Below are 24,457 nucleotides of genomic sequence, written 5' to 3' on the forward strand. Positions count from 1 at the left end.
AACCGCTAACAGCCGCACGAGCGGCGGATGCGCAGTTGAAAAGCGAATTCATGCAGCTCGGCGGACGCGGCGCCGGCGGCCAGCATGGCGATGGCCCGCTTGGCCATGGCGTCGATCGGCTGCTCGACCGCGCTGAGCGGCGGCACGCTGAATTCGGATTGCTGCGTGCCGTTAAAACAGATCAGCGCCAGATCGTCCGGCGCGCGCAACCCATGCTCCGCCAGCGCCGACAGGCAGCCGAGCGCCTGCTGCTCGTTGGAGGTGAAAACGGCGCGCGGGCGCGGGCCTTGCACCATGCGCTGGGTGGCCTGGTAGCCGCCCTGGCGGGTGTAAGGCGCCTCGAAAATCCACTCGTCGCGCGGCGCAATGCCCGCCTCCAGCAGCGCATCGCGCCAGCCGTTCAGGCGATCCTGCGCGTTGAGCATGGTTAGCGGACCGATAAAAATGCCGATGTCGCGATAGCCGTGCTGCAGCAGATGGCGGGTCGCCTGGCAGGCGGCGTCGCGCTCGTCGACGCGGATGGCGCAGACGCCAGCCTGGCTGTCGATAGTGTCTATCATCACGCAGGGCGTGCCGGAGGCGCGGATCAGCTCGAACCACGGATGGCGATCGACGCTGGTGTACAGCAGGCCGTCGACCTGGCGACGCAGCAGGTTATTGATCAGCTCATACTCGCGCTGCCGGTCATCGCCGGCGTCGCCCAGCAGCAGCACGCGGCCGCGGCTGAAAGCCTCCTGCTGCAGCGCCCGCGCCAGCGTGGCGAAGAACGGGTTGGAAATATCCGGCACCACCAGCCCGTAGGTTTGCGTGCTGCCGGAGGCCAACGCCCGCGCGATGTCGTTCGGCCGGTAGCCGGTCTGCTCGATAGCCGCCAGCACGCGCAGCCGGGTGGCTTCCGCCACCGGGCGCGGGCCGTTGTTGATCACATAGCTGACCACGGCGACGGAGGTGCCCGCTACGCGGGCCACGTCGGCGCGGGTAACGCGTCGCGCGGAGTGATTATCCAAATTGAGGTCCTGTTCGCCTTCTCGCTACGCGGCATCCTGCGGCAGGTTGAGATCGCGGCCGCGGGTTTCGGGAGCAAAGAAGGTGGTGATTAAGCCGATGGCCGCCATTACAACAAAATAGCAGGCGACAGGCCACCAGTGACCGAAACCGGACAGCAGCGCGGTGGCGATCAGCGGCGCGGTGCCGCCCGAGAGGATCGAACCGAGCTCTTTGGCGAACGCCATCTTGGAGTAGCGATTCTTCACGCCGAACAGTTCGACGCCGTAGGCCGCCTGAACGCCGAAGATCCCCAGCGACGCGATGCACATGCCGACCACGATCACCGAGATGACGATAGCCGGTTCACGGCTGTCGAGCAGCCAGAACGCCGGGAAGGCGTACAGCACCAGCAGCAGGCAGAACCACCGGTAGGTGATGCGGCGGCCGAAACGATCGGACAGCCAGCCGGCCAGCGGGATCACCAGAAAACCGCACAGCGAGGCGATCAACACCGCCAGCGCCGGCACCGATTTATCGACCATCAGCACCTTGGCGACATAGCCGACGATAAAGCCCTGGCACAGGTAGGAAGGGCCGTTTTCGCCGATGCGCAGGCCGAGCATCACCCAGAACGCCTTAGTGCGCTGCAGGTAGCTGCGCGTATCCGGCGCGGCCTGGGCGGCGTCCAGCATGCGCTGGTGGTTTTGCTGCAGCTCGCGTTCGAACACCGGCGTTTCCCGCACGTGGCGGCGCAGGTACAGCGCCACCCCGGCGATCAGAATGCTGGCGAGGAACGGAATGCGCCAGCCCCAGCTCATCAGGTCTTCCTTGTCCAGCTGCAGCACCAGCAGCCATACCAGCGACGCCAGCAGGGTGCCGCTGTTGGAGCCGATGGCGATGATCGACGCCACCAGCCCGCGCCGCTTGGCTGGCGCGTATTCCGCCAGCATCACCGCGCCGCCGGACAGCTCAGCACCGGCGCCGAACCCCTGCGCGAAGCGCAGGATCACCAGGCAGGCGGGCGCCCAGACGCCGATTTGCGCATAGGACGGGATCAGGCCTATCAGCGTGGTGGAGAGACCCATCAGCGCCACGGTGGTGATCAGCACCACGCGGCGGCCTTTGCGGTCGCCGATCCAGCCGAACACCAGCGCGCCGATCGGCCGCGCGACGAAGCCGACGGAGTAGGTGGCGAAACTGGCCAGCAACGCCACCAGCGGCGTGGCTTCCGGGAAAAACACGTCGCCGAACACCATGCCGGCCGCCAGGCCGTACAGCGCGAAGTCGACGTATTCCATGGCGGTGCCGAGCCAACAGGAGAAGGTGGCGCGCCAAAATTGGCTGCGCCCCTCTTTGGTCGCCAGGCGTTCATCGGCCGCCAACGCGGCGTCGGCGGTCTGTGAAGGGGCAAGCGTTGTTTCGCTCATGGCAGTGCTATCCTCTTTTGTTCTGCGCCTGGAGGGGCGCGGTTAAAGATGGTTTCCCTGGTGCCGGCAACAAAGGTGTGCCGACAAATCATGTCGGACGCATGGCGATTCAACGCTGCCGTATCAGGGTATCTACGCGCGTAGATAACACAACGCGAGGAAGCTGAAACTTTGCGGGCGATCACAGAATCGTCAGCGCGCCGGGAAATGAAGATAGAGAATGCGGATGGCAAAAAGATGACAGAACCCCGGTTTTTCCGGCCGATAGGCCTGCCGTTTTCGCCACGAATCAGCCTGCCGCTTTCGCATTTCTGCGCTACAATGGGGGCCTGTTAACAGTTTGTATCGTCTGGCGCGCCGTACCGGCTGCGGTTCAGGCGAGGAGTAAAGCAATGTCTGGCATCAGGGATTCCATCCTGCCGCCGCTGGAGTGGTTATCCGAACAGGATCCTCCGGCGCCCGCCGCCGTCAGCGACTGGCTGATGGAGTTAGGCTCCATGACCCGCCGATTTGAACGCCATTGCGCCCAGGTGCGCGTTGAACCGCAGCGCGAATGCTTCGTCACGCGCGAGGCGCTGGGCGACGAGGCGAACCACCTGCCCGACAGCCCGCGCTACTGGCTGCGCGAAGTGGTGCTGCTGGGCGACGACCAGCCCTGGCTGCTGGGGCGCACGGTGATCCCGGAACATACGCTGACCGGCCCCGATCAGGCGTTGGTGGATTTGGGGACGCTGCCACTCGGGCGCTATCTGTTCAGCAGCGGCGATCTGACCCGCGACTATATCCATATCGGCCGGCAGGACGCGCTGTGGGCGCGTCGTTCACGGCTGCGGCTGGCGGGCAAGCCGCTGCTGCTGACCGAACTGTTTTTACCGGCTTCGCCGCTGTATTCAGCGGTTCCCGCATAAGAGAGGAGAGCAGACGTTGGAGGGAAGCGTGACTCAAAGTAAATGGCGGGCTTACAGCCATTTGATGCGCATTGATAAACCGATCGGCACGCTGTTGCTGTTGTGGCCGACGCTGTGGGCGCTGTGGTTGGCCGGGAAAGGCGTGCCACCGCTGTCGATTCTGGTGGTGTTCGTGCTCGGCGTGTTCCTGATGCGCGCCGCCGGCTGCGTGGTGAATGACTACGCCGATCGCGCGGTGGACGGCTACGTAAAGCGCACTGCCGGGCGGCCGATGCCGAGCGGCCGGGTGAGCGCGAAAGAGGCCAAGGTGCTGTTCGTGGTGCTGGTGCTGATCTCGTTCTGCCTGGTGTTGACGCTGAATGCGATGACCATCTGGCTGTCGCTGGCGGCGCTGGCGCTGGCCTGGGTGTATCCGTTTATGAAGCGGGTGACCAACCTGCCGCAGTTCGTGCTGGGCGCCGCGTTCGGCTGGGGCATTCCGATGGGCTATGCGGCGGTCAGCGAATCGCTGCCGCTCAGCTGCTGGCTGCTGCTGCTGGCGAACATCTGCTGGACGGTGGCCTATGACACGCTGTATGCGATGGTCGATCGCGATGACGACCTCAAGATCGGCATCAAGTCCACCGCTATCCTGTTCGGGCGTTATGACAAGCTGATCGTCGGGCTGTTGCAGTTCGCGACGCTGTTGCTGTTGGTGTGGGTCGGTTATCTGGCGCAGCTCGGCGGCGCGTTTTACTGGTCGCTGTTGCTGGCGGGCGCGCTGTTCATTCACCAGCAGAAGCAGATCGCCGGGCGCGAGCGCGAGGCCTGTTTCAAGGCCTTCCTGCAGAACAATTATGTTGGGCTAGTGGTGTTTATCGGCATCGCGCTCAGCTATCTGCCGGCGTAACGGTTTCCTGCAGCAAGAAAAAGGCACCCCAAGGGGTGCCTTTTGTGTTTTCGCGCCGGGCGAAATCACTCGTCTTTCTCTTCTTGCGCATCGGTTTGCGGCAGAGCGTTGGTCTCTTCCGGCATGTTGACGCTTTCGATGGTCAGCTTGATTTCCGGCGTGATCAGATCGCTCAGCATGTTGTACACCTCGAGGGTGTGCTCGCGGATCGCATCGCCGCTGTCGTTGATGTAGCCTTCTTCGCGCAGCGTCGCCACCAGGGTGGAGAACACCGCCTTGTCGAAGAACTCCGGCGCGTTGATGCCGTGCAGCACCGACAGACGCTGCGCCATGATGCGGCTCTCTTTCTCCAGCGCGCCGCGGTTGATGCTCGGGTTGGCGCTGAGGATCGACATGGTGATGGCGTAGCGTTGCAGGGTTTCGCGCACCCCGGCGGCCAGCAGCTGCAGCGGGCGAATGCGCGCCGGGTTCAGCACCAGCTCGTCGCCTTTGTCGCAGATCAGCTGTTGACGGATCAGCTCGTCGATCATCGGCCGCAGCACGTCCGGCAGTTGCTCCTTGTCGTTATGCAGGAACAGCTCGGCTTTCAGCATCGGGTAAATCATGCCAATCTGGCGCAGCAGTTCTGCGCGCGATACCCGGCGATGATGCATCACGATGCTGGCGATCAGCGACGGCAACACCAGCAGGTGGTGGATGTTGTTGCGGTAATAGGTCATCAGCACCGCCTGCTCGCGCGGCAGAATGATGATGTCGCCGATGTTGTCCTTTTCCACCTCGAACTTGTTCATGTTCAGCGCGTGATCCAGCAGCTCGTCCGGCGTCTGCGACGGTACGGTGACGTCATGCGCGTAAGGCGCGTTGCGCATCAGCTGCAGGTAGCACTCGAGCTGCTCGAGCAATTGTTCGCGGGTCAGCGAACGCTGGCGCGAGGCCAGCAGCGCGGTGGAACACAGGTTCATGGCGTTGGCCGCGGCGGCATTGTTGATGCGCACCATGATCTGGCCGGCGAGATCGTTGACCGTCGGCGTCAGCCAGCTTGGGCGCTGAGCTTCGATCGGATCGATCGACTCGCGCCACTGCGGCACGTGCTGGTTGAGGTAAGCGGTCAACGGCAGCGGTTCGCCGAAGTTGACGTAACCCTGGCCCAGATTGCGCAGTTTGCGCAGGCCGCGCAGCATCTGCAGCAGGCTCTCTTTTTCCTTGGTGGCGCCGCGCAGCTCTTTGGCGTAGGTGCCCACTTCCATCACATGCTCGTAGCCGATGTAGATCGGCACCAGCGTGATCGGACGGGCGCCGCCGCGCAGCATCGCCTGGATGGTCATCGACAGGGTGCCGGTTTTCGGTTCCAGCAGACGCCCGGTGCGGGAACGACCGCCTTCCACGAAGTATTCCACCGAGTAACCGCGGGTGAACAGCTCGCCGAGGTATTCGCGGAACACCGTCGAGTAAAGCTTGTTGCCCTTGAAGGTGCGGCGGATGAAGAACGCGCCCAGGCGACGGAAGATCGGGCCAGCCGGCCAGAAGTTGAGGTTGATGCCCGCGGCGATGTGCGGCGGCACCAGGCCCTGGTGATACAGCACGTAGGACAGCAGCAGATAGTCCATGTGGCTGCGGTGGCAGGGTACGTAGACAATCTCGTGGCCGTCCTGCGCGAGCTGGCGCACGCGCTCGGCGTTGGTGACGTTGATGCCCTGATACAACCGGTTCCAGGTCCAGCTCAGCACGCGATCGGAAAGACGCACGGTTTCGTAGGAGAAGTCGGCGGCGATCTCTTCCATCAACGCGATGGCGTTCTGCTGGGCCTTCTCGTGCGAGATCTTCTTGCTGCGCGCTTCGTCCTCGACCGCTTTTTCGATCGCTTTGGACGCCAACAGCTTGTTGAACAGGTCCTGACGGGCCGGCAGGCTTGGGCCTACAGCGGCCAGGCGCTGACGCGAGAAGTGCATGCGCGCCACGCGCGCCAGTTTCTGCGCGATGGTTTTATCCGTGCCGTGTTCGGTAGCCATGCGGCGCAGCGAAACGGTGTTGGAGAAGCGCACGAAGCTGTCGCGGCCGAGCCACAGCACGGCGAAGAATTTTTGCACGCCGTTCAACAGACGCAGGTGCGGCGTGCCGTGGCCTTCGCGGCCCGGCGAGCGGCCGAACATGACCGAAACCGGCAGCATCTGAATGTCGAGATCCGGATTGCTGCGATGCAGATCCAGGTAATCGTGGAACAGCTTTACCGACTCTTCTTTCGGGGTGTAGTAGCGGAACACGCGCGGGCCGTCGTGAATGAACACGTAGCTCGGCAGCACGGTGCCGTCGATCTCCAGCGCGTTGAGCGGATCGGGCAGATCCTGCGCCAGGCACTGGGTGCGCAGCGTCAGCAAATCCGCCTTGGAATTGTAAGGTAAAACATACAAAATCGGCCGTGAGGGATCCAACCCTAGCTCGGTAACCGGATCTGAAGGGATGACCTTACTTCTTACCAACAATTTAAGTGGTAAATTCAATATTTTATAATAAATTTTACGCCAACCTGACATAACAACGTGAAGCCTCTTGTTAGCAATGCGCCGCAAGCATACCAGAAACCGGGTAGCAGATCTGTGGTGTTCGAAAACCGAGAGCCGTCAGCGCGGACTGTTCTAGACTCTTTTTATTATGACCGACCTCTGAGAAAGGCACGAAAACATGGCAAACCAAGCAACCGGATTGACCCGCATCATCAAGGCCGCCGGCTATTCTTATAAAGGGCTTTCGGCCGCCTGGCAACACGAGGCGGCGTTCCGCCAGGAACTGGTGGTGACCCTCCTGGCTATCATACTGGCTGTCTGGCTGGACGTGGGTGCGATAGCGCGCATTTTATTGATCGGATCGGTGGCGCTGGTGATGATCGTCGAGATCCTGAACAGCGCGATCGAGGCGGTGGTGGATCGCATCGGCAGCGAACACCATGAGCTGTCCGGGCGGGCCAAGGACATGGGATCGGCGGCGGTGTCGCTGGCGATCGTACTCGCCCTGTTCGTTTGGGGCACGGTCTTGTGGCAGCATTTTGGCTGACGCAAAGCGCCTACTGACTGATTTTTATTTATTCTTCGGTTCCCAATCCGCGCTTACCTGTATATACTCACAGCAAGACTGTATAAACAAACAGGGGGCGGAATGAAAGCACTAACTACCAGACAGCAAGAGGTCTACGATCTGATTCGCGATCATATTTCGCAAACGGGCATGCCGCCGACGCGTGCCGAGATCGCGATGCGTCTGGGGTTCCGTTCGCCTAACGCCGCCGAAGAGCACCTGAAGGCGCTGGCACGCAAAGGCGTGATCGAAATCGTCTCCGGCGCGTCGCGCGGTATCCGCCTGCTGATGGAAGAAGAAGAAGGGCTGCCGCTGATCGGCCGCGTCGCCGCCGGCGAGCCGCTGCTGGCGCAGCAGCACATCGAAGGGCACTACCAGGTGGATCCATCCCTGTTCAAACCGAGCGCCGATTTCCTGTTGCGGGTGAACGGCATGTCGATGCGCGACATCGGCATTCTGGACGGCGATCTGCTGGCGGTGCACAAAACGCAAGACGTGCGCAACGGCCAGGTCGTGGTCGCGCGCATCGAAGACGAAGTGACGGTCAAACGCTTGAAAAAGCACGGCAACGTGGTTGAACTGCTGCCGGAGAACAACGAATTCCAACCGATCGTGGTCGATCTGCGCCAGCAGAATTTCACGATCGAAGGGCTGGCGGTCGGCGTGATCCGCAACGGCGACTGGATTTAATCGCCGCGCCATCACCGCCGCTCCCTGTATCAATCGCCCCTGTTTTGGGGCGTTTTTGTTTCTGACTTCGCCCTTCGTCACTCTGTCACAGGAACATCCCATCATGCGCCTGATTTCCGCCTTCACCAGCGACACCGATAAAGCCCTGTGGCGCCTCGCCCTGCCGATGATTTTCTCCAATATCACCGTGCCGCTGCTGGGGCTGGTGGATACCGCGGTGATCGGCCACCTCGACAGCCCGATCTATTTGGGAGGCGTGGCGATCGGCGCGGTGGCGACCAGCTTCCTGTTCATGCTGCTGCTGTTCCTGCGCATGAGCACCACCGGCCTCGCGGCGCAGGCGCTGGGAGCGAAGAACCCGCAGGCGCTGGCGCGCGCCTTTATGCAACCGCTACTGCTGGCGTTGTTGGCCGGGGGGGCGATCGTCCTGTTGCGCTACCCGCTTATTGAACTGGCGCTGCGGATCGTCGGCGGCGATGGTGAGGTGCTGGAGCAGGCGCGGCGTTTTCTTGAGATCCGCTGGTTGAGCGCGCCGGCGGCGCTGGCCAACCTGGTGCTGCTGGGCTGGCTGCTCGGCGTGCAGTACGTGCGTGCGCCGGTGATCCTGCTGATCGTCGGCAACCTGCTGAACATCGTGCTGGATATTTGGCTGGTGATGGGCCTGGGTTGGAACGTGCGAGGGGCGGCGGCGGCCACCGCCATCGCCGAATATGCCACGCTATTGCTCGGCCTGTGGCTGGCGTGGCGGGTGATGCGTCTGCGCGGTATTACCCTGGCGATGCTGCGTCAGGCCTGGCGTGGCGATCTGCGTCGCCTGCTGGCGCTCAATCGCGACATCATGTTGCGTTCATTGCTGCTGCAGCTGTGCTTTGCGTCGCTGACCATTTTCGGCGCTCGCCTGGGGAGCGATGTGGTGGCGGTTAACGCGGTGTTGATGAACCTGCTGACGTTTACCGCCTATGCGCTCGACGGCTTCGCTTATGCGGTGGAGGCCCATTCCGGCCACGCCTACGGCGCCCGGGACGGCAGCCAGCTGCGTAAGGTGTGGCACGCGGCCTGCAGGCAGGCGGGGCTGGTCGCGTTGGCTTTCGGCCTGGCGTATGCCGTTACCGGCCAGCAGATCGTGGCGGCGTTGACCTCCCTACCGGAGCTGCGCGCGTTGGCCGCCCACTATTTACCGTGGCAGGTCATTTTGCCGCTGGTCGGGGTGTGGTGTTATTTGCTGGATGGCATGTTTATCGGCGCCACGCGCGGCGCTGAGATGCGTAACAGCATGGCGGTGGCCGCGGCAGGGTACGGTCTGACGCTGTTCAGTGTGCCGTTGCTTGGCAACCACGGGCTCTGGCTGGCGCTGGCGGTGTTTCTGACGTTGCGTGGCGTGGCATTGGGCTGGATTTGGCACCGCCACCAGGTGCGCGGCAGCTGGTTTACTGCACATTAAACCGGACGTTTTGTTGGGTTAATGGTTAGTTTTTCTTATGATTTTGGTCATGTTTGCTTACATGTTTTCAGCCTTGGTCTGTTCGCGTTAGTTCGTTGTTTGTTAGCGTTTTTTGTTTTTATCTTGTTTGTTAATGGTTTTTTATTCTGTGTTTTGGCTTTTTTATTTCCATGTTTAACTAGAATGAATCATGTGGCTGGTAAATGAATGGGAGCGGTGCTTCTTAAGGTGAAGGAAGCATCAACCAGAAAAATTTCTGGTTAACCCCGGCCGGCAACAGGGATCACTGATTCACCACAGGTTAACGGAGAGACTATGAATAAAGATCAAGCCGACGGTAACTGGAAGCAGCTGAAAGGCAAAGTGAAAGAGAAATGGGGCAAGCTGACCGATGACGATCTGACGGTCATCGAAGGGAAACGCGAACAGCTGGTCGGCAAAATTCAGGAGCGCTACGGTTACCAGAAAGAGGCGGCCGAAAAAGAGGTGAAAGCCTGGGAAGATCACACCAAACACCGCTGGTAACACGCAGGGCCGCCACTGACGGCGGCCGGCAACAGCGCAGGCCGGCGTCGCTCCATCCTCTGGCGCCCCGGCCGCAGGTACAGGGAAGTACCTGACTTCGTCTTACTTCTTCTTGATGGCGATGCTGTGATCGTGTTCGGCGCAGTCATGCTTGCTGTCACAAGCTTCAACTTCAACGCAACCGGCGCACAGACCGTGCGCTTCCACCACGCTGTGCCGCAGTGCAAATCCGGCTTCCTGCGCGAGCTTCCGCAGCGTTTCCTCCACGCCTTCGGTGGTGCGTTCGGTCACCTGGCCGCAGCGGTCGCAGATAAACAGCGCGGACGTATGCATCGGCTGTTCGAAATGGTGGCACAGCACGTAGCTGTTGGCCGACTCCACTCTATGGATAAACCCTTGCTCCAGCAGAAAATCCAGCGCGCGGTATACCGTCGGCGGCTTGGCCTGCGGTTCGGCGACGCGCAGCAGATCGAGCAGGTCATATGCGCTGATTGCACCGGGTTGCTGAGTCATCAGACGCAGCACTTCCAGCCGTTGCGGCGTCAATCGCACATTGCGTTGCTGGCAGAGGCGTTCAGCCTGCGCCAGCAGCTTTTCCTGGGTGGTTGAGTTCATCGCAAATATCCCGGTACGTAAAAAAGCCGATTTTACCATGATTACGGCGAATCGCCGAGGGTTGCCCCCTTTTCCCCTGAGGATAGCGCAGGGAAAGGCGCGCCGATCGCGCTAAAAGAGAGATGCGTCACAACTTTTCCCCGCCGTCGGGCGGCAAATCAACATTGCCGATTTTAGCGCTGGAGAGCGGGGGACGAGCGCGGTATAACGCCTTTCACCCGCGTGATGAGCAGGAGCCCTGTGTGATGACGGAAAGAGAGAAGCTGTTAAGCGGCCTGGAGTACAACAGCCGCGATGAAGAACTGATCGCCCTGTACCATCAGGCGAGGGCGTTGATCAAAAGCCTGGGGGCGCTGGACTCGCATCAGGCGGACGAGAAAAACCGTCTGCTCGGTGAGCTGTTCGGCGCCTGGGGGGAGGCGAGCTGGATTGAAACGCCATTCTGGTGCGACTACGGGCAGCATGTCCGCATCGGTAAAAACTGTTTTATCAACGTCAACGCGGTGTTCCTCGACTGCAATACCATCACCATCGGCGACAACACGCTGATCGGCCCCAACGTGCAAATCTATACGCCGAGCCACCCGCTGAAGGCCACAGAGCGGTTCACCGGCGATCCGGATTTCCCTTTCCGCACCTCGGCGCAGCCGGTGTCCATCGGCAACAACGTCTGGATCGGCGGCAACGTAGTGATCCTGCCGGGAGTGACCATTGGCGACGGCACGACCATCGGCGCGGGCAGCATCGTCACCGGCGACATCCCGGCCAACGTGCTGGCGCTGGGGCAGCCATGCCGGGTTATCCGCTCGTTGGAATAGGGCGTTATCGACGAGCAGGAGGCAAGGGGGCGGGATGGCTCTCTTTGCGGTGCGGGCTGTCGTTTGCCAACGGGCGGTCATCGGCCAATGCCAGACGTGCGGCCGCCAAACGGCTCATGACGGTGCCGATCGGCACCGCCAGCACGTTCGCGGCCTCCCGGTAAGACAGCCCTTCGACATACACCAGAAACAGCGCGTTGCGCTGGGCCGTCGGCAGCCGGCTGACGCGCCGCATCACTTCATGGATCCAGACCGGCCGTTCGCCGTTGTCCGCATCGCCCAGCTCTTCCGCCGCCATGCAGCCTTGCCCCTGGCGAAGATGTTGGGCGCGAACTTCATTGAGCCAAATGGAGTGCAAGATGGAAAACAGCCAGCGATCCAGGTGTGAACCGGGGGTGAATTGCGCGGCGCGCTCCAGCGCACGCAGGCAGGTGGCCTGCACCAGATCGTCGGCGACATCCCGCCGGTGCGAAAGCACCAGCGCATAGCGCCACAGGCGGGAGAGATAGTGGCCGAGTTCATCGCGTATCGCATCGCCGCTGATAGTCACCTCCGCAGGCGCGTCGGATCAAGATTCCGGGTGGTGGTCGATGGCCGCCGCCAAATCGCGGTACTCCTCGCACCCGCTGCCGCACAGCGACTGGATCACCTGCAGCTGTTGGCGAGCCAGATCGGGCCGGCCTTTCAGCATATAGGCTTCCCCCAGATACTCGCGCACTTTGGGGTATTTCGGATCGAGGGCTACTGATTTTAAATAATAGCCGATCCCTTCATCGGTGCGGCCAAGTTTGCGCGTGGCGTAGCCGCGATAGTTCAGCGCAACGGCGGTGTTGGGATTTTTCAACGTATTGAGCATATCGAGCGCTTCCTGATAGCGGCCGCTTTTCGCCAGTGCATAGGCGTAGTTAGTGCGGTCGGCGTCGTCGACCTTGCCGCTTTTATCTACCATGCAGGTCTGAGTTTTGCTGTCGTAGACCTGGCCTTTCGGACAGGTTGGCGGGGTTTGGCCGCTGCCGTCGCCGCCCATCGCCAGCGCTGCGCCGGACAACAGCAGGCTGCCGGCAATGGCCGATGCCAGCAGGCGTTTAATGAAGCTGTTCATGGTTATGTCCTCAAGGCAGAGGCGCCGTGCGCGCCCGTAATGAGATAACACCTGAACGAGCGGATTTATTCGCCTTGTCTCCGCTTATTTTTGCCGGCGGCAAGCGGGTTTTCCCAACGGCGCCGATTGTCGTTATAATAGCCGTTTGCGGCCGCGCGCCGTTCGTTGAACCCAGACAGACTCAGGTAGCCAGTAACTCAGCATGACGAAAGACAACCACGCCCCAACCTACGCCGCCAATCGTTTCTCCATCGCGCCGATGCTCGACTGGACCGATCGTCATTGCCGTTACTTCCACCGCCTGCTGACCAAGGAAACGCTGCTGTACACCGAGATGGTGACCACCGGCGCGATCATCCACGGCAAGGGTGACTATCTGGCCTACAGCGAAGAAGAGCATCCGGTGGCGCTGCAGCTGGGCGGCAGCGATCCGGCCGCGCTGGCGCATTGCGCCAAGCTGGCGGAGCAGCGCGGTTACGATGAGATTAACCTCAACGTCGGCTGCCCGTCCGATCGGGTGCAAAACGGCATGTTCGGCGCCTGTCTGATGGGCCAGGCGGCGCTGGTCGCCGATTGCATCAAGGCGATGCGCGACGTGGTGTCGATCCCGGTGACGGTGAAGACCCGCATCGGCATCGACGATCAGGACAGCTACGCCTTCCTGTGTGACTTTATCGAGACCGTTGCCGGGCGCGGCGAGTGCGACATGTTCACCATCCACGCGCGCAAGGCCTGGCTCTCCGGCCTCAGCCCGAAAGAAAACCGTGAAGTGCCGCCGCTGGACTATCCACGCGTCTATCAGCTGAAGCGGGATTTCCCGACGTTGACCATCGCCATTAACGGCGGGGTGAAAACGCTGGAAGAGGCGCGGCAGCACCTGCAGCACTTGGACGGCGTGATGATGGGGCGCGAGGCGTATCAGAATCCGGGTATCCTGGCGCGGGTCGACAGCGAACTGTTCGGCGCGCAGACCGCGGTGCCGGACAGCGTGGCGATCGTCGAAGCGCTGTATCCGTATATCGAGCGCGAGCTGTCTAACGGCACCTATCTTGGCCACATTACTCGCCATATTCTCGGTCTGTTCCAGGGCGTGCCGGGCGCGCGCCAGTGGCGTCGCCATCTGAGCGAGAACGCCCATAAGCCGGGCGCCGATGCGCGGGTGGTGGAGCAGGCGCTGGCGTTGGTGCGTCAGCCGCGCGTCGAAATGGCGTAATCCACAAAAAATTTGACCAACAGTTAGTCTTTTTCGCCAGGCGTTCGGTACGTTACCGGATGCCTGTCCTCTGTTTTCAATGGGTTAGCCCATACGCCGTTCTGGCACGCTTCTTGTAATCCACTCTGCAGATACGTTGTATTGCAAAGGAGCAATCATGTTGGAAATCTTCTTTCTCATTGGTTTTGTGGTGATGCTGATGGTGACCGGCATCTCGCTGCTGGGGATTTTCGCTGCGCTGTTGGTGGCGGCGGCATTCATGCTGTTGGGCGGGCTGTTCGCAGTGGTCATTAAGCTGCTGCCGTGGCTGATTTTGGCGGTGGTTGGGGTATGGATTTACCGTTCAATGCAGAAACCCCAGATCCGGCGTTACTGATTTTTTGCTGAATAATCAGACAGTCACACTGAAACTTGCACAATTTCCCGCACCGCGAATGCGGCAGCGATCACAGCTTGGCAGTTTTCCCCGGCGATGTGGCACATAAAGCGTGTTTTTTGCCGGACGGGGCTGTTAGGATGTTGGTCGATGCAGTGATGCGACCGATTTCATCACCGTGAGAGACACCTAAAATTCGTGTTGCTAAAGCAACCCCTGTCTCTGGCGGACTCTGCTCTACCCCTACAAAACGCAGTAACAGAAAGGGCTCCGCAAGGAGCCCTTTTCTTTGGCCGCGATCAGGGGATCAGCAGGCTGGAACCGCTGGTGCTGCGGCTTTCCAGCACCTGGTGCGCACGCTGGGCGTCGGCCAGCGCGAATTTCTGCTCGTCTCTCACCTCCACCCGAATGGCGCCGCTGCCGATCAGCGAGAACAGCTCGTTGCTGGCGTACTGCAGCTCGGCGCGGTTGGTGATGTAGCCGTTGAGGGAAGGGCGGGTGACGTACAGCGAGCCCTTCTGATTCAGCAGCGCCAGATCGACGCCGGTCACCGGGCCGGACGCGTTGCCGAAGCTGACCATCAGGCCGCGCCGCTTCAGGCTGTTGAGCGAGGCCTGCCAGGTGCTTTGCCCCACCGAATCGTACACCACGCCGACCTTCTCGCCGTGCGTCAGCTCGGCCACCCGCTGGGCGATATCCTCTTTATGGTAGTTGATGGTGGCCCAGGCGCCGGCCTGCTTCGCCAGCGCCGCCTTCTCGTCGGAGCCGACGCTGCCGATCAGGCGCGCGCCCAGCGCTTTGGCCCACTGACAGGCGATCAGCCCGACGCCGCCGGCGGCGGCATGGAACAAAAATACTTCACCCGGCTGCACTTCGTGGGTCTGGCGCAGCAGATAGTGCACCGTCAGCCCTTTCAGGAAAGAAGCGGCGCCTTGCTCAAAGCTCAGGTTGTGCGGCAGCAGCGCCACTTTCTCTTCCGGCACGTTGTGGATCTCGCTGTAGGCGCCGAGCGACGACTGCGCATACACCACCCGGTCGCCCGGTTTGATCGCGCTGATCCCGGCGCCGACCTTGACCACCACGCCGGCCGCTTCGGTGCCGAGGCCGCTCGGCAGGCTGGCCGGCGCGTACAGCCCGCTGCGCACATAGGTGTCGATGTAGTTGATGCCGATCGCCTTGTTCTCGATCTGCACTTCACCGGCAGCCGGATCGAGCGGTGTAAAATCAACGTATTGCAAGACTTCCGGTCCGCCGACGGCGGAGAATTGAATGCGCTTGGCCATTGGGTTACCTCGTTGGAGTGTCTGATTTCACCCTATTCTTTTTAGTATCGGAGATCCAGTTCGCCCGTGCGGGGTTCAATACCTTTTTTGCATCGGTTATGACGCAAAAATCACGTATACTCTCGCGTCAGGATCCTTCATTCGCAACCGGATAAAGACTACGTTTCATGGCAGGAAAAAAACCAACCAACAAAACAAACGCGGACGAAACCAGAGAGCGTTCCAGAGATCGTCAGATGGAAGGGCTGAAGATGCCGCCGCACTCGCTGGAGGCCGAGCAGTCGGTGTTGGGCGGTTTGATGCTGGATAACGAGCGTTGGGACAACGTGGCGGAACGCGTGGTCGCCAACGACTTCTTCAGCCGCCCGCATCGCCTGATCTTTACCGAGATGCAGCGTCTGCTGGAGATGAGCAAGCCTATCGACCTCATCACCCTGTCCGAATCACTCGAACAGAAGGGCGAACTGGACTCGGTGGGGGGCTTCGCCTACCTGGCCGAGCTGTCGAAAAACACCCCGAGCGCCGCCAACATCGGCGCCTACGCCGACATCGTACGCGAGCGCGCGGTGGTGCGCGAAATGATCTCGGTGGCTAACGAAATCGCCGACGCCGGCTACGATCCGCAGGGGCGCAGCAGCGAAGACCTGCTCGATCTGGCGGAATCCCGCGTATTCCAAATCGCCGAGAACCGCGCCAGCAAAGACGAGGGCCCGAAGGGCATCGAACGCATCCTGGAAGACACCGTCTCGCGCATTGAACAGCTGTATCAGCAGCCGCATGACGGCGTGACCGGGGTAGATACCGGCTATCAGGACCTCAACAAGAAAACCGCGGGCATGCAAAAGTCCGATCTGATCATCGTCGCCGCCCGTCCATCGATGGGGAAAACCACCTTCGCCATGAACCTGTGCGAGAACGCCGCGATGACCCAGGAAAAACCGGTGCTGATCTTCAGCCTGGAGATGCCCGGCGAGCAGATCATGATGCGTATGCTGGCGTCGCTGTCGCGCGTGGATCAGACGCGCATCCGTACCGGCCAGCTTGACGACGAGGACTGGGCGCGCATTTCCAGCACCATGGGCATCCTGCTGGAGAAGCGCAACATGTACATCGACGACTCCTCCGGCCTGACGCCGACCGAAGTGCGCTCGCGCGCGCGGCGCATTTTCCGCGAGCACGACGGGCTTAGCCTGATCATGATCGACTACCTGCAGCTGATGCGCGTGCCGGCCCTGTCCGACAACCGTACGCTGGAGATCGCCGAGATTTCGCGCTCGCTGAAGGCGCTGGCGAAAGAGCTGCAGGTGCCGGTGGTGGCGCTGTCGCAGCTGAACCGAAGCCTGGAGCAGCGCGCCGACAAACGCCCGGTCAACTCCGACCTGCGTGAATCCGGCTCCATCGAGCAGGACGCCGACCTGATTATGTTCATCTATCGTGATGAGGTGTATCACGAGAACAGCGATCTGAAAGGGATCGCGGAAATTATTATCGGTAAGCAGCGTAACGGCCCCATCGGCACCGTGCGCCTTACCTTTAACGGCCAGTGGTCGCGTTTCGACAACTACGCGGGGCCACAATACGATGACGAATAATCAGCTAAGGAACTGAAATGAAAGCGGCAACCGCTGTAATCGACCGCCGCGCTCTGCGACATAATCTGCAACAGGTGCGCCGCCAGGCGCCGCAAAGCCGCCTGATTGCCGTTGTGAAAGCAAACGCTTATGGACATGGCCTGCTGGAAACAGCACACACCCTGCAAGATGCCGACTGCTACGGCGTGGCGCGCATCGGCGAGGCGCTGATGCTGCGCTCCGGCGGCATCGTCAAGCCGATCCTGTTGCTGGAAGGCTTCTTCAGCGCCGAAGACCTGCCGGTGCTGGTGGCGAACAACATCGAAACCGCGGTGCACAGCATCGAGCAGCTCGAAGCGCTGGAGCAGGCCGAGCTGGCGCGCCCGGTGCCGGTGTGGATGAAGCTCGATACCGGCATGCATCGGCTGGGGGTGCGCCCCGAACAGGCGGAGGCGTTTTATCAGCGCCTGTGCGCCTGCCGCAACGTGGCGCAGCCGGTCAATATCATGAGCCACTTCAGCCGCGCCGACGAGCCGGGATCCGACGCCACGCTGAAACAGATCGCCTGCTTTGAGCAGTTCGCGCGCGGTAAACCGGGCCAGCGCTCGGTCGCCGCTTCCGGCGGCACGCTGCTGTGGCCGGACGCCCACAACGAGTGGGTACGCCCCGGCATCATTCTGTACGGCGTGTCGCCGTTGGATAGCGGCAGCGGCGCCGAGCATGGTCTGCAGCCGGCGATGACGCTGAAATCCAGTCTGATCGCGGTGCGCGAGCACAAGGCCGGCGAAGCGGTGGGCTATGGCGGCACCTGGGTAAGTCCGCGCGATACTCGCCTTGGCGTGGTGGCGATGGGGTACGGCGACGGCTACCCGCGCAGCGCGCCGACCGGCACGCCGATCCTGATCAACGGCCGCGAAGTGCCGATCGTCGGCCGGGTGTCGATGGACATGATTTCGGTCGATCTCGGGCCGGCCGCCGCCGATAAAGTAGGGGATGAAGCGGTGCTGTGGGGGCCGGCGTTGCCGGTCGAGCGCATCGCCGCCTGTACCGGCATCAGCGCTTATGAACTGATCACCAAGCTCACGCAGCGCGTGGCGATGGAATACATCGGCGACTGATACGCCGCAGGGGCCGACGCGCGTCGGCCCCGTTCTTCAACGCGTTACTTCTTTACCGCCAACCACTTGTCGATAATTTTCTGATACTCGCCGGTCGCCTTGGCCAGGTGCAGCCACTGATCCACATACAGTTTCCAGCTCAGATCGTCGCGCGGCAGCATGTAAGCCTTTTCGCCGTACTGCATCGGTTTGGTCGGATTCACCGCGCACAGCTTCGGATAGCGCTTCTGCTGGTACAGCGCCTCGGAGGCGTCGGTGATCATCACGTCCGCCTTGCGATCCACCAGCTGCTGGAAAATACTCATGTTGTCGTGCGTCAGCGTCAGCTTGGCTTTTGGCAGATAGGCGTGCACGAAGGCTTCGTTGGTGCCGCCCGCCGGTTCCAGCAGACGCACCGACGGTTTGTTGATCTGTTCTATCGTGCGGTATTTCTTCACGTCGGTGCAGCGCACCAGCGGAATTTTGCCGTCGGTATCCAGCTTGTCGGCGAAGAACACCTGTTTTTGGCGCTCCAGCGTGACAGAGATGCCGCCCATGGCGATGTCGCACTTGCCGGAGGCGAAGTCCGGCGTCAGGGTTTTCCAGCTGGTTTTCACCCACTTCACCTTGGCGCCGAGGCTCTTCGCCAGCGATTCCGCCATGTCGATATCGATGCCTTCATAGCTGCCATCTTCCTTGAGGAAAGTGTAGGGCTTGTAGTCGCCGGTGGTGCAGACCTCCAGGGTCTTTTGCTGCAGCACTTTGTCCAGGTGGGATTGCGCGCCGGCGCTGCCGGCGGCGAGCAGCAGCGCGAGAGGGAGTAACTTTTTCATCTGGCGTCCTTTTTATACATTCGTGGTTTTATGCGTTACTTCGCCGTTAATTGTCGTTTGCCTGCATGAGTTAGCCGTTTTTTATGCCGCTTACCGGCGAAAACGCCGGGCGTTGCTGCTGTACGCGATTTAAGCGCCAGGGTGTGACGTCGGCAACGGTAAAAAAACTGGTAGGCTGTAACGTCAACATTTATTAACACAGTTTACAGGTGGCTATGTACAACATTGACGATTTTGATATGAAAATCCTGACGCTGTTACAGGCCAACGGCCGTTTGACCAATCAGGAGCTGAGCGAACTGGTGGGGCTTTCCGCTTCCCAGTGTTCACGGCGGCGCATCAGCCTGGAGCAGGCGCAGCTGATCCGCGGCTACCACGCGCGGCTGGCGCCGGAGGCGGTCGGCCTGGGGCTGGTGGGGCTGATTGAAGTCAGCCTGATCACGCACGCTCAGGAGCAGATCGACAGCTTTCATCAAATGCTGGAGGACGTGGACGCGATCCTGGACGCTTACAAGACCACCGGCGACGCCGATTACCTGCTGAAAGTGGCGGTGGCGGACCTGCCGGCGCTGAGCGAGTTCATCAGCCAGACGCTGTCGCCGCACAAAAGCGTGGCGCATATCAAAACGGCGGTAGTGCTCAATCGCATCAAGGAAAACGGTTTGTTGCCGGTGACGCGAGAAAGCTGAAACCGAATACGCTTTTCCGTCTATATTAGGAACGTAACGCTGTGCCCAAACCACAATAAATAAACCAGGAGAAAAAAACGTGTTCCAGAACGTTGACGCCTATGCCGGCGATCCCATTCTGTCACTGATGGAAAAATTCAAACAAGACCCGCGCGCGCACAAGGTGAACCTGAGCATTGGCCTGTACTACGATGCGCAGGGCGTTATTCCGCAGATGCGTGCGGTCGCCGCGGCGCAAGCGCAGTTGAACAGCGTCGAGCACGGCGCCTCGGTATACCTGCCGATGGAAGGGCTGCAATCCTACCGCACCGCCATCCAGCATTTGCTGTTCGGCGAGCAGCACCCGATGCTGCAGCAGGGGCGCATCGCCACCATTCAGACCGTCGGCGGTTCCGGCGCGCTGAAAGTGGGCGCCGACTTCCTGAAAAGCTACTTCCCGAATTCGCAGGTGTGGGTCAGCGATCCCACCTGGGAAAACCACGTCGCCATCTTCAGCGGCGCCGGTTTCAAGGTGAATACCTATCCGTATTTTGACGGCGAAAGCCTGGGCGTGAAGTTCGACGCCATGCTGGCTGCGCTGAAACAGTTGCCGAAGCACAGCATCGCGCTGCTGCATCCGTGCTGTCACAACCCGACCGGCTCAGACCTGACCCCCGCCCAGTGGGACGAAGTGATCAAGGTGATCGCCGATCGTGAGATCATTCCGTTCCTCGACATCGCCTATCAGGGCTTCGGCGGCGGTATGGAGCAGGACGTCTACGCCATTCGCGCCATTGCGGCGGCCGGCTTGCCGAGCCTGGTGAGCAACTCGTTCTCGAAGATCTTCTCGCTGTACGGCGAGCGAGTCGGCGGCCTGTCGGTGGTGTGCGAAAGCGAAGAAGCGGCCGGGCGCGTGCTGGGCCAGCTGAAGGCGACCGTGCGCCGCAACTACTCGAGCCCGCCGAACTTCGGCGCGCAGCTGGTGGCCAAAGTGCTGAACGACGCTGAGCTGAAAACCCAGTGGCTGAATGAAGTGGAAAGCATGCGCACCCGCATTCTCGAAATGCGCCACGCGTTGGTGGACACCCTGAAGAGCGCGCTGCCGCAGCGCAACTTCGATTACCTGCTGGCGCAGCGCGGCATGTTCAGCTACACCGGCTTCAGCGCGGCGCAGGTCGATCGCCTGCGCGAAGAGTTCGGCGTCTACCTGATCCACAGCGGCCGCATGTGCGTGGCCGGCCTGAACCACGACAACGTGCGTCAGGTGGCCGAGGCGTTTGCCGCGGTGCAGTAACGCCTGTTAGTCTGAACGGACGTTCATCGGGAGCGATAGCGATATCGCTCCTTTTTTATTGCCGGCGCGCCGCCGAAGTTGCCGCAAACCGGAGAGAGAATATACTGATTGAGGGGCGCTCACTCATGTGGCATCAGCAAACGCTAATCCTCAGCGCAAAAGCGCGTGGCTTTCATCTGGTTACCGACGAGATAGTCAACCAGTTAACCCACTTACACCGCCTGCAAACCGGCCTGCTGCATCTGTTGCTGCAGCATACCTCGGCCTCGCTGACGCTCAACGAGAACTGCGATCCCACGGTGCGAGCCGATATGGAGCAGCATTTCCTGCGTCAGGTGCCGGAAAACGCCCCCTATCAGCATGATTACGAAGGGCCGGACGACATGCCGGCGCACATCAAATCCTCGCTGCTGGGCGCTTCCTTGACGCTGCCCGTCAGGCACGGGCGGCTGATGTTGGGCACATGGCAGGGCATCTGGCTGGGGGAGCACCGCATCCACGGCGGAGCACGCCGTATTGTGGCCACATTACAGGGGGAATAACCCAATGAATAACAGCGCATTGCTGGAGTACTGCATGGCGAAGCCGGGCGCGGAGCAAAGCGACCAGAACCAGTGGCAGGCCAGCCAGATCAAGGTGGGCGACGTGATGTTCGCCATGGTGTGCGAAGTGGAAGGGCGGCCGGCGCTGGCGGTCAAGTCCAGCCCGGAGCTGGCGGAAAGCCTGCGCGAACACCACCCTGAGATCGTCGCCTGCAATGGCCTGAACAAGGCGCACTGGAATACGGTGTTTCTCGACGGCAACCTGCCGAACTCGCAGTTTTATACGTTGATCGACAGCTCCTATCAGCTGGTGGTGGAAGGCCTGCCCGAACACGTGCGCCAGGAACTGCGCGCCTGATTGCCGGGCGGCGGCGCCGCCCGTTTTCTCCTGCTTTCTCGCGTTAAACCGTGATCGGGGCTTTAAATTGGGAACGTTCCCTTTTTATTGCCGGGCTAAAGCGGCTACGCTTGGGCATTCAAGAAACGCGGATGAAGGAGGCCGACATGGCCATGAGCGAAGAAAAGCGCAAGATGATCGCCGGGGAACTGTACGACGCCGGCGATGAACTGCTGCGCAGCGAGCGTCGGCGCGCGCGCCAGATAACGCATCGCTACAACCACTCATCGCCGGAAGAGGGCGAGCTGCGCAAACAGTGGCTGGACGAGCTGCTGGGCGGCTATCAAGGCGGCGCCATCGAGCCGACGTTCCGCTGCGACTATGGCTATAACATCTATCTCGGCAAGAACTTCTACGCCAATTTCGACTGCGTGATCCTCGACGTGTGCGAGGTGCACATCGGCGACAACTGCCTGCTGGCGCCGGGCGTGCATATCTACACCGCCACCCATCCGCTGGACGCCGAGACGCGCGCCGGCGGCGCGGAGTTCGGCAAGCCGGTCAAGATTGGCGACAACGTGTGGATCGGCGGGCGCGCGGTGATCAATCCGGGCGTGACCATCGGCGATAATGCGGTCGTGGCCTCCGGCGCGGTGGTCACCAAAGACGTGCCGGCCAACTGCGTGGTGGGCGGCAACCCGGCGCGCGTGCTGAAAACACTGTAAGCCCGTCGGGCGGATTAAAACATGCTGCCATGGCGCTCGAAGCCGTGCATCTCGATGTCTTTGAGCGCCTTGAAGCGTTTGACCATCACCGCATGGTCTGACAGCAGATTGCTGATGCGAACAAACAGCTCCTTGTTCTCTTCTTCGCACTGCTCCAGCCAGGCCTGCGGATTCACGCCGTGCTGCATCCAGGGGCCGACGGCCAGCAGCCGCACTGTGTTGGCGTAGTTCGGGCACACCGCGAGCGCCACGCGATCGGCGGAATACTCCTGCGCGCGAGTGGTCGCCAGGCCGGGCAACACCAGCGACTGCGGCACGACGCCGATCGCCAGACGCCACAGCGACACGTGCCGCAGCTTGTGATGGGCCAATTCATGGGCCAGCACGAACTCCACGATCTCCGGCGCGGTGGGCATCAGCATGGCGATTTCAGCATGGATCACCACGTAGCGCTGGCGGCGGTTGCACTCCAGCGCGAAGGCGTTGACCACGCCGTTGCCGTTGGTCAGATAAAGCTTGGGCAGCGTCTTGAGTTCCAGCCGACGGCCGATATCCTGATACAGCGCGAACAGTTCCGGAAATTGCGCCGGCCCGATGCGCAAGGCGTTGGATTTCGCCTGTGCGGCGAGATAGAAACGGTAAATATAGAAAGCGATCGGGATCAGCGGTAATAACGCGAGCAGGCTGAGGGTATCCAATGTTTCCTTGGCGTCGTCTCCCAACCCAAGTGCAGTTCCATCTGTATTTACCACGACGGCGGCGATGCCAAATAAAAAACCGAATAAGGTAATTATCGCCGATAGCCAGATCATGGGCATTTCCCAGCGGTGGCGAAATGCGGTGAAATTACGACATTCCGTCGCATGATGTTGACACATAAAATATCCTTAATAAGGGAGAGCCACGCCTGACATTGTCAGGTAAATAATGAATTTTTAATTATCCATCCGTTTACCTAACACTCAGCTAAACTGTAGTTCGTTTTTTAATCATGGCATTTATCCCTTCCTGCACAGACTTAGGCAAAAAACGTCAGAAGCTGTAGCTGGCGCTGGTGAAGGCCATGCCTGAGGTGGTTTTCTCAACGATGGGGCTGTCGGCCGCGTCGCCCAGCAGGCGCGTTACGCCGACGCCGGCCTGGAAGGCCACGTTCGGTCGCCATTGGTAGTTGAGCGCGGCGGTGAGCGTCGCGTCCTTGAAGCCGCTGCCCGGCCGATACGTGCTGAAGGCGCTGTGCTGCGCCTGCTGCGACGTCACGCCGAAATAGCCGCGCTGATAGCCGCTGTTGGCCCAGGTGGTGGAGAGATTGCCGATAAGCGTCAGCTGTTCGCTGAGCGGATATTGCCCGGTCAGTCCGCTTTCCACATAGGCGGTGTGGCCCAGTTCTTCCCCGCCGTAGCTGCGTTTGCGCGTCGCCTGCATCCCTTTGACATAGGCGCGGAGGGGGGCGAGTTGGTAGCTCAGCTCAGCGCCGGCTTCCAGCGCGCCGCCCAGTTTGCCCATGCCTTTGAGCCGGGTGTTGCGCCCGCGCAAGGTTTTGATTTCCTCGTCACGGCCGGCGTCATAGTTGAGCAATAACGCGATGCCGACGGGCCCGGCGATGGGGAATTGCCAGCGCGCCCCTTCGCTGCCCGCGCTGAATTCTCCCCAGCTGGCGTTTTGATAGCCGGCATTCACCTGATACAGCGGTTCAATGCTGTAAAAAGACGAGCCTTCATAGGCGGGAGCGACGGCGAGGCCGCCGGCGAGCGTTAAAGACGCTTCGCCGTCCTGCGCCTGACCGGCGAGAGGAAAAAGAAAGAGCAGGGCGGCGGCAGAGGTACCCAGTTTATTATCCACGTTAAACACCTTTATATCATCCCATTGAATAAACGGCCCGCAGGCCCGCGTTTAAATGACGGCTTATTGATAAACGCCATGTTTATATTGATTAATCGGCAGACGACGGCGAGCCATTGGCGTTATTTCACCGCAATAGTGAAACGCATGGGGAATAAACAAAAGCCAAACAAATGGCATGATGGGGCGAGTTTATTATTGGCTGGGT

26 protein-coding genes are annotated in these 24,457 nt (G+C 60.9%); 16 read left to right on the forward strand and 10 right to left on the reverse strand.

Features of this window, described 5'->3' with window-relative positions:
* Positions 1-5: 5 nt before the first annotated feature.
* Positions 6-1,007, reverse strand: a complete 1,002-nt coding sequence (locus tag IMX17_RS23915) for a LacI family DNA-binding transcriptional regulator (protein ID WP_046897190.1) — start codon at positions 1,005-1,007, stop codon at positions 6-8.
* A gap of 24 nt (positions 1,008-1,031) precedes the next feature.
* The gene (locus tag IMX17_RS23920) at positions 1,032-2,414 is read right to left on the reverse strand and encodes an MFS transporter (RefSeq protein ID WP_033651213.1); all 1,383 of its coding nucleotides are present in this window, start codon (positions 2,412-2,414) and stop codon (positions 1,032-1,034) included.
* 392 nt (positions 2,415-2,806) lie between these two features.
* On the opposite strand from IMX17_RS23920, the gene ubiC reads away from it, so the two are divergent.
* Both ubiC and ubiA read left to right on the forward strand, forming a co-directional pair.
* On the forward strand, positions 2,807-3,322 hold the full coding sequence (gene ubiC, locus IMX17_RS23925) for a chorismate lyase (protein ID WP_033651214.1): 516 nt from the start codon (positions 2,807-2,809) through the stop codon (positions 3,320-3,322).
* 16 nt (positions 3,323-3,338) lie between these two features.
* Positions 3,339-4,211 (forward strand): 4-hydroxybenzoate octaprenyltransferase, encoded by an 873-nt coding sequence (gene ubiA, locus IMX17_RS23930; protein ID WP_025304455.1) that lies wholly within the window; start codon positions 3,339-3,341, stop codon positions 4,209-4,211.
* A 65-nt stretch (positions 4,212-4,276) separates the two neighbouring features.
* On the opposite strand, the gene plsB is transcribed toward ubiA, so the two are convergent.
* On the reverse strand, positions 4,277-6,742 hold the full coding sequence (plsB, locus tag IMX17_RS23935) for a glycerol-3-phosphate 1-O-acyltransferase PlsB (RefSeq protein ID WP_046897191.1): 2,466 nt from the start codon (positions 6,740-6,742) through the stop codon (positions 4,277-4,279).
* A gap of 148 nt (positions 6,743-6,890) precedes the next feature.
* On the opposite strand from plsB, the gene IMX17_RS23940 reads away from it, so the two are divergent.
* The 4 genes from IMX17_RS23940 (at position 6,891) to IMX17_RS23955 (ending at position 9,936) form a co-directional block, all read left to right on the forward strand.
* Positions 6,891-7,259, forward strand: coding sequence for a diacylglycerol kinase (locus tag IMX17_RS23940; protein ID WP_015379225.1), 369 nt, complete (start codon positions 6,891-6,893; stop codon positions 7,257-7,259).
* 102 nt (positions 7,260-7,361) lie between these two features.
* Positions 7,362-7,970 carry a transcriptional repressor LexA gene (gene lexA, locus IMX17_RS23945; protein WP_025160136.1) on the forward strand — a complete coding sequence of 203 codons (609 nt, stop codon included), beginning with the start codon at positions 7,362-7,364 and terminating at the stop codon, positions 7,968-7,970.
* Positions 7,971-8,073: 103 nt separating this feature from the next.
* Positions 8,074-9,411, forward strand: a complete 1,338-nt coding sequence (dinF, locus tag IMX17_RS23950; protein ID WP_033644406.1) for an MATE family efflux transporter DinF — start codon at positions 8,074-8,076, stop codon at positions 9,409-9,411.
* Between the two features lie 315 nt (positions 9,412-9,726).
* Positions 9,727-9,936 carry a CsbD family protein gene (locus tag IMX17_RS23955; protein WP_004936743.1) on the forward strand — a complete coding sequence of 70 codons (210 nt, stop codon included), beginning with the start codon at positions 9,727-9,729 and terminating at the stop codon, positions 9,934-9,936.
* A 102-nt stretch (positions 9,937-10,038) separates the two neighbouring features.
* On the opposite strand, the gene zur is transcribed toward IMX17_RS23955, so the two are convergent.
* The gene (gene zur, locus IMX17_RS23960; RefSeq protein WP_046897192.1) at positions 10,039-10,551 is read right to left on the reverse strand and encodes a zinc uptake transcriptional repressor Zur; all 513 of its coding nucleotides are present in this window, start codon (positions 10,549-10,551) and stop codon (positions 10,039-10,041) included.
* 245 nt (positions 10,552-10,796) lie between these two features.
* Between zur and IMX17_RS23965 the strand changes: the two genes are divergently transcribed.
* On the forward strand, positions 10,797-11,369 hold the full coding sequence (locus tag IMX17_RS23965) for a sugar O-acetyltransferase (RefSeq protein ID WP_193550297.1): 573 nt from the start codon (positions 10,797-10,799) through the stop codon (positions 11,367-11,369).
* Between the two features lie 4 nt (positions 11,370-11,373).
* On the opposite strand, the gene IMX17_RS23970 is transcribed toward IMX17_RS23965, so the two are convergent.
* A complete protein-coding gene (locus tag IMX17_RS23970; RefSeq protein WP_072056024.1) occupies positions 11,374-11,919 on the reverse strand; it encodes an RNA polymerase sigma factor in 546 nt (181 codons plus the stop codon).
* A gap of 18 nt (positions 11,920-11,937) precedes the next feature.
* Positions 11,938-12,471 (reverse strand): tetratricopeptide repeat protein, encoded by a 534-nt coding sequence (locus IMX17_RS23975; RefSeq protein ID WP_193550294.1) that lies wholly within the window; start codon positions 12,469-12,471, stop codon positions 11,938-11,940.
* Between the two features lie 202 nt (positions 12,472-12,673).
* Here IMX17_RS23975 and dusA point away from each other — a divergent pair, with 202 nt between their 5' ends.
* Positions 12,674-13,684, forward strand: a complete 1,011-nt coding sequence (gene dusA, locus IMX17_RS23980; protein ID WP_182265781.1) for a tRNA dihydrouridine(20/20a) synthase DusA — start codon at positions 12,674-12,676, stop codon at positions 13,682-13,684.
* A gap of 157 nt (positions 13,685-13,841) precedes the next feature.
* Complete coding sequence (gene pspG, locus IMX17_RS23985; RefSeq protein WP_033644411.1) at positions 13,842-14,060, forward strand: envelope stress response protein PspG; 219 nt, start codon at positions 13,842-13,844, stop codon at positions 14,058-14,060.
* 299 nt (positions 14,061-14,359) lie between these two features.
* On the opposite strand, the gene IMX17_RS23990 is transcribed toward pspG, so the two are convergent.
* A complete protein-coding gene (locus IMX17_RS23990) occupies positions 14,360-15,343 on the reverse strand; it encodes a quinone oxidoreductase (RefSeq protein WP_193550295.1) in 984 nt (327 codons plus the stop codon).
* A gap of 167 nt (positions 15,344-15,510) precedes the next feature.
* On the opposite strand from IMX17_RS23990, the gene dnaB reads away from it, so the two are divergent.
* Together dnaB and alr are read left to right on the forward strand one after the other, a co-directional pair.
* Positions 15,511-16,935 carry a replicative DNA helicase gene (gene dnaB, locus IMX17_RS23995; RefSeq protein WP_025160134.1) on the forward strand — a complete coding sequence of 475 codons (1,425 nt, stop codon included), beginning with the start codon at positions 15,511-15,513 and terminating at the stop codon, positions 16,933-16,935.
* 17 nt (positions 16,936-16,952) lie between these two features.
* Positions 16,953-18,032 (forward strand): alanine racemase, encoded by a 1,080-nt coding sequence (alr, locus tag IMX17_RS24000; RefSeq protein ID WP_046897196.1) that lies wholly within the window; start codon positions 16,953-16,955, stop codon positions 18,030-18,032.
* Between the two features lie 44 nt (positions 18,033-18,076).
* On the opposite strand, the gene IMX17_RS24005 is transcribed toward alr, so the two are convergent.
* Entirely contained in the window at positions 18,077-18,844 is a 768-nt protein-coding gene (locus IMX17_RS24005; protein ID WP_046897197.1) for a transporter substrate-binding domain-containing protein, read from the reverse strand.
* Between the two features lie 215 nt (positions 18,845-19,059).
* Here IMX17_RS24005 and IMX17_RS24010 point away from each other — a divergent pair, with 215 nt between their 5' ends.
* The 5 genes from IMX17_RS24010 (at position 19,060) to maa (ending at position 22,410) form a co-directional block, all read left to right on the forward strand.
* A complete protein-coding gene (locus IMX17_RS24010) occupies positions 19,060-19,533 on the forward strand; it encodes an Lrp/AsnC family transcriptional regulator (protein ID WP_025304444.1) in 474 nt (157 codons plus the stop codon).
* Between the two features lie 79 nt (positions 19,534-19,612).
* Complete coding sequence (locus IMX17_RS24015; RefSeq protein WP_046897198.1) at positions 19,613-20,806, forward strand: amino acid aminotransferase; 1,194 nt, start codon at positions 19,613-19,615, stop codon at positions 20,804-20,806.
* Between the two features lie 125 nt (positions 20,807-20,931).
* Complete coding sequence (locus IMX17_RS24020; protein WP_004936779.1) at positions 20,932-21,348, forward strand: secondary thiamine-phosphate synthase enzyme YjbQ; 417 nt, start codon at positions 20,932-20,934, stop codon at positions 21,346-21,348.
* Positions 21,349-21,352: 4 nt separating this feature from the next.
* On the forward strand, positions 21,353-21,706 hold the full coding sequence (locus IMX17_RS24025; RefSeq protein WP_046897199.1) for an MmcQ/YjbR family DNA-binding protein: 354 nt from the start codon (positions 21,353-21,355) through the stop codon (positions 21,704-21,706).
* A 146-nt stretch (positions 21,707-21,852) separates the two neighbouring features.
* Entirely contained in the window at positions 21,853-22,410 is a 558-nt protein-coding gene (gene maa, locus IMX17_RS24030; protein ID WP_042785802.1) for a maltose O-acetyltransferase, read from the forward strand.
* A 14-nt stretch (positions 22,411-22,424) separates the two neighbouring features.
* Here the strand turns inward: maa and IMX17_RS24035 are convergent, their stop codons facing one another.
* Entirely contained in the window at positions 22,425-23,222 is a 798-nt protein-coding gene (locus IMX17_RS24035) for a M48 family metallopeptidase (protein WP_158524121.1), read from the reverse strand.
* A gap of 220 nt (positions 23,223-23,442) precedes the next feature.
* Positions 23,443-24,249, reverse strand: a complete 807-nt coding sequence (locus tag IMX17_RS24040) for a MipA/OmpV family protein (RefSeq protein WP_046897207.1) — start codon at positions 24,247-24,249, stop codon at positions 23,443-23,445.
* Positions 24,250-24,457: the final 208 nt, after the last annotated feature.

The organism is Serratia sp. X3 (assembly GCF_014982455.1).
Classification (GTDB): domain Bacteria; phylum Pseudomonadota; class Gammaproteobacteria; order Enterobacterales; family Enterobacteriaceae; genus Serratia; species Serratia ureilytica.

Coding starts and splice junctions, on each gene's coding strand:
- IMX17_RS23920 (WP_033651213.1), bottom strand. CDS start 2,414: ATGAGCGAAACAACGCTTGCCCCTTCACAGACCGCCGACGCCGCGTTG.
- ubiC (WP_033651214.1), top strand. CDS start 2,807: ATGTCTGGCATCAGGGATTCCATCCTGCCGCCGCTGGAGTGGTTATCC.
- plsB (WP_046897191.1), bottom strand. CDS start 6,742: ATGTCAGGTTGGCGTAAAATTTATTATAAAATATTGAATTTACCACTT.
- IMX17_RS23940 (WP_015379225.1), top strand. CDS start 6,891: ATGGCAAACCAAGCAACCGGATTGACCCGCATCATCAAGGCCGCCGGC.
- lexA (WP_025160136.1), top strand. CDS start 7,362: ATGAAAGCACTAACTACCAGACAGCAAGAGGTCTACGATCTGATTCGC.
- dinF (WP_033644406.1), top strand. CDS start 8,074: ATGCGCCTGATTTCCGCCTTCACCAGCGACACCGATAAAGCCCTGTGG.
- IMX17_RS23955 (WP_004936743.1), top strand. CDS start 9,727: ATGAATAAAGATCAAGCCGACGGTAACTGGAAGCAGCTGAAAGGCAAA.
- zur (WP_046897192.1), bottom strand. CDS start 10,551: ATGAACTCAACCACCCAGGAAAAGCTGCTGGCGCAGGCTGAACGCCTC.
- IMX17_RS23965 (WP_193550297.1), top strand. CDS start 10,797: ATGACGGAAAGAGAGAAGCTGTTAAGCGGCCTGGAGTACAACAGCCGC.
- IMX17_RS23975 (WP_193550294.1), bottom strand. CDS start 12,471: ATGAACAGCTTCATTAAACGCCTGCTGGCATCGGCCATTGCCGGCAGC.
- dusA (WP_182265781.1), top strand. CDS start 12,674: ATGACGAAAGACAACCACGCCCCAACCTACGCCGCCAATCGTTTCTCC.
- pspG (WP_033644411.1), top strand. CDS start 13,842: ATGTTGGAAATCTTCTTTCTCATTGGTTTTGTGGTGATGCTGATGGTG.
- IMX17_RS23990 (WP_193550295.1), bottom strand. CDS start 15,343: ATGGCCAAGCGCATTCAATTCTCCGCCGTCGGCGGACCGGAAGTCTTG.
- dnaB (WP_025160134.1), top strand. CDS start 15,511: ATGGCAGGAAAAAAACCAACCAACAAAACAAACGCGGACGAAACCAGA.
- alr (WP_046897196.1), top strand. CDS start 16,953: ATGAAAGCGGCAACCGCTGTAATCGACCGCCGCGCTCTGCGACATAAT.
- IMX17_RS24005 (WP_046897197.1), bottom strand. CDS start 18,844: ATGAAAAAGTTACTCCCTCTCGCGCTGCTGCTCGCCGCCGGCAGCGCC.
- IMX17_RS24010 (WP_025304444.1), top strand. CDS start 19,060: ATGTACAACATTGACGATTTTGATATGAAAATCCTGACGCTGTTACAG.
- IMX17_RS24020 (WP_004936779.1), top strand. CDS start 20,932: ATGTGGCATCAGCAAACGCTAATCCTCAGCGCAAAAGCGCGTGGCTTT.
- IMX17_RS24025 (WP_046897199.1), top strand. CDS start 21,353: ATGAATAACAGCGCATTGCTGGAGTACTGCATGGCGAAGCCGGGCGCG.
- maa (WP_042785802.1), top strand. CDS start 21,853: ATGGCCATGAGCGAAGAAAAGCGCAAGATGATCGCCGGGGAACTGTAC.
- IMX17_RS24035 (WP_158524121.1), bottom strand. CDS start 23,222: ATGATCTGGCTATCGGCGATAATTACCTTATTCGGTTTTTTATTTGGC.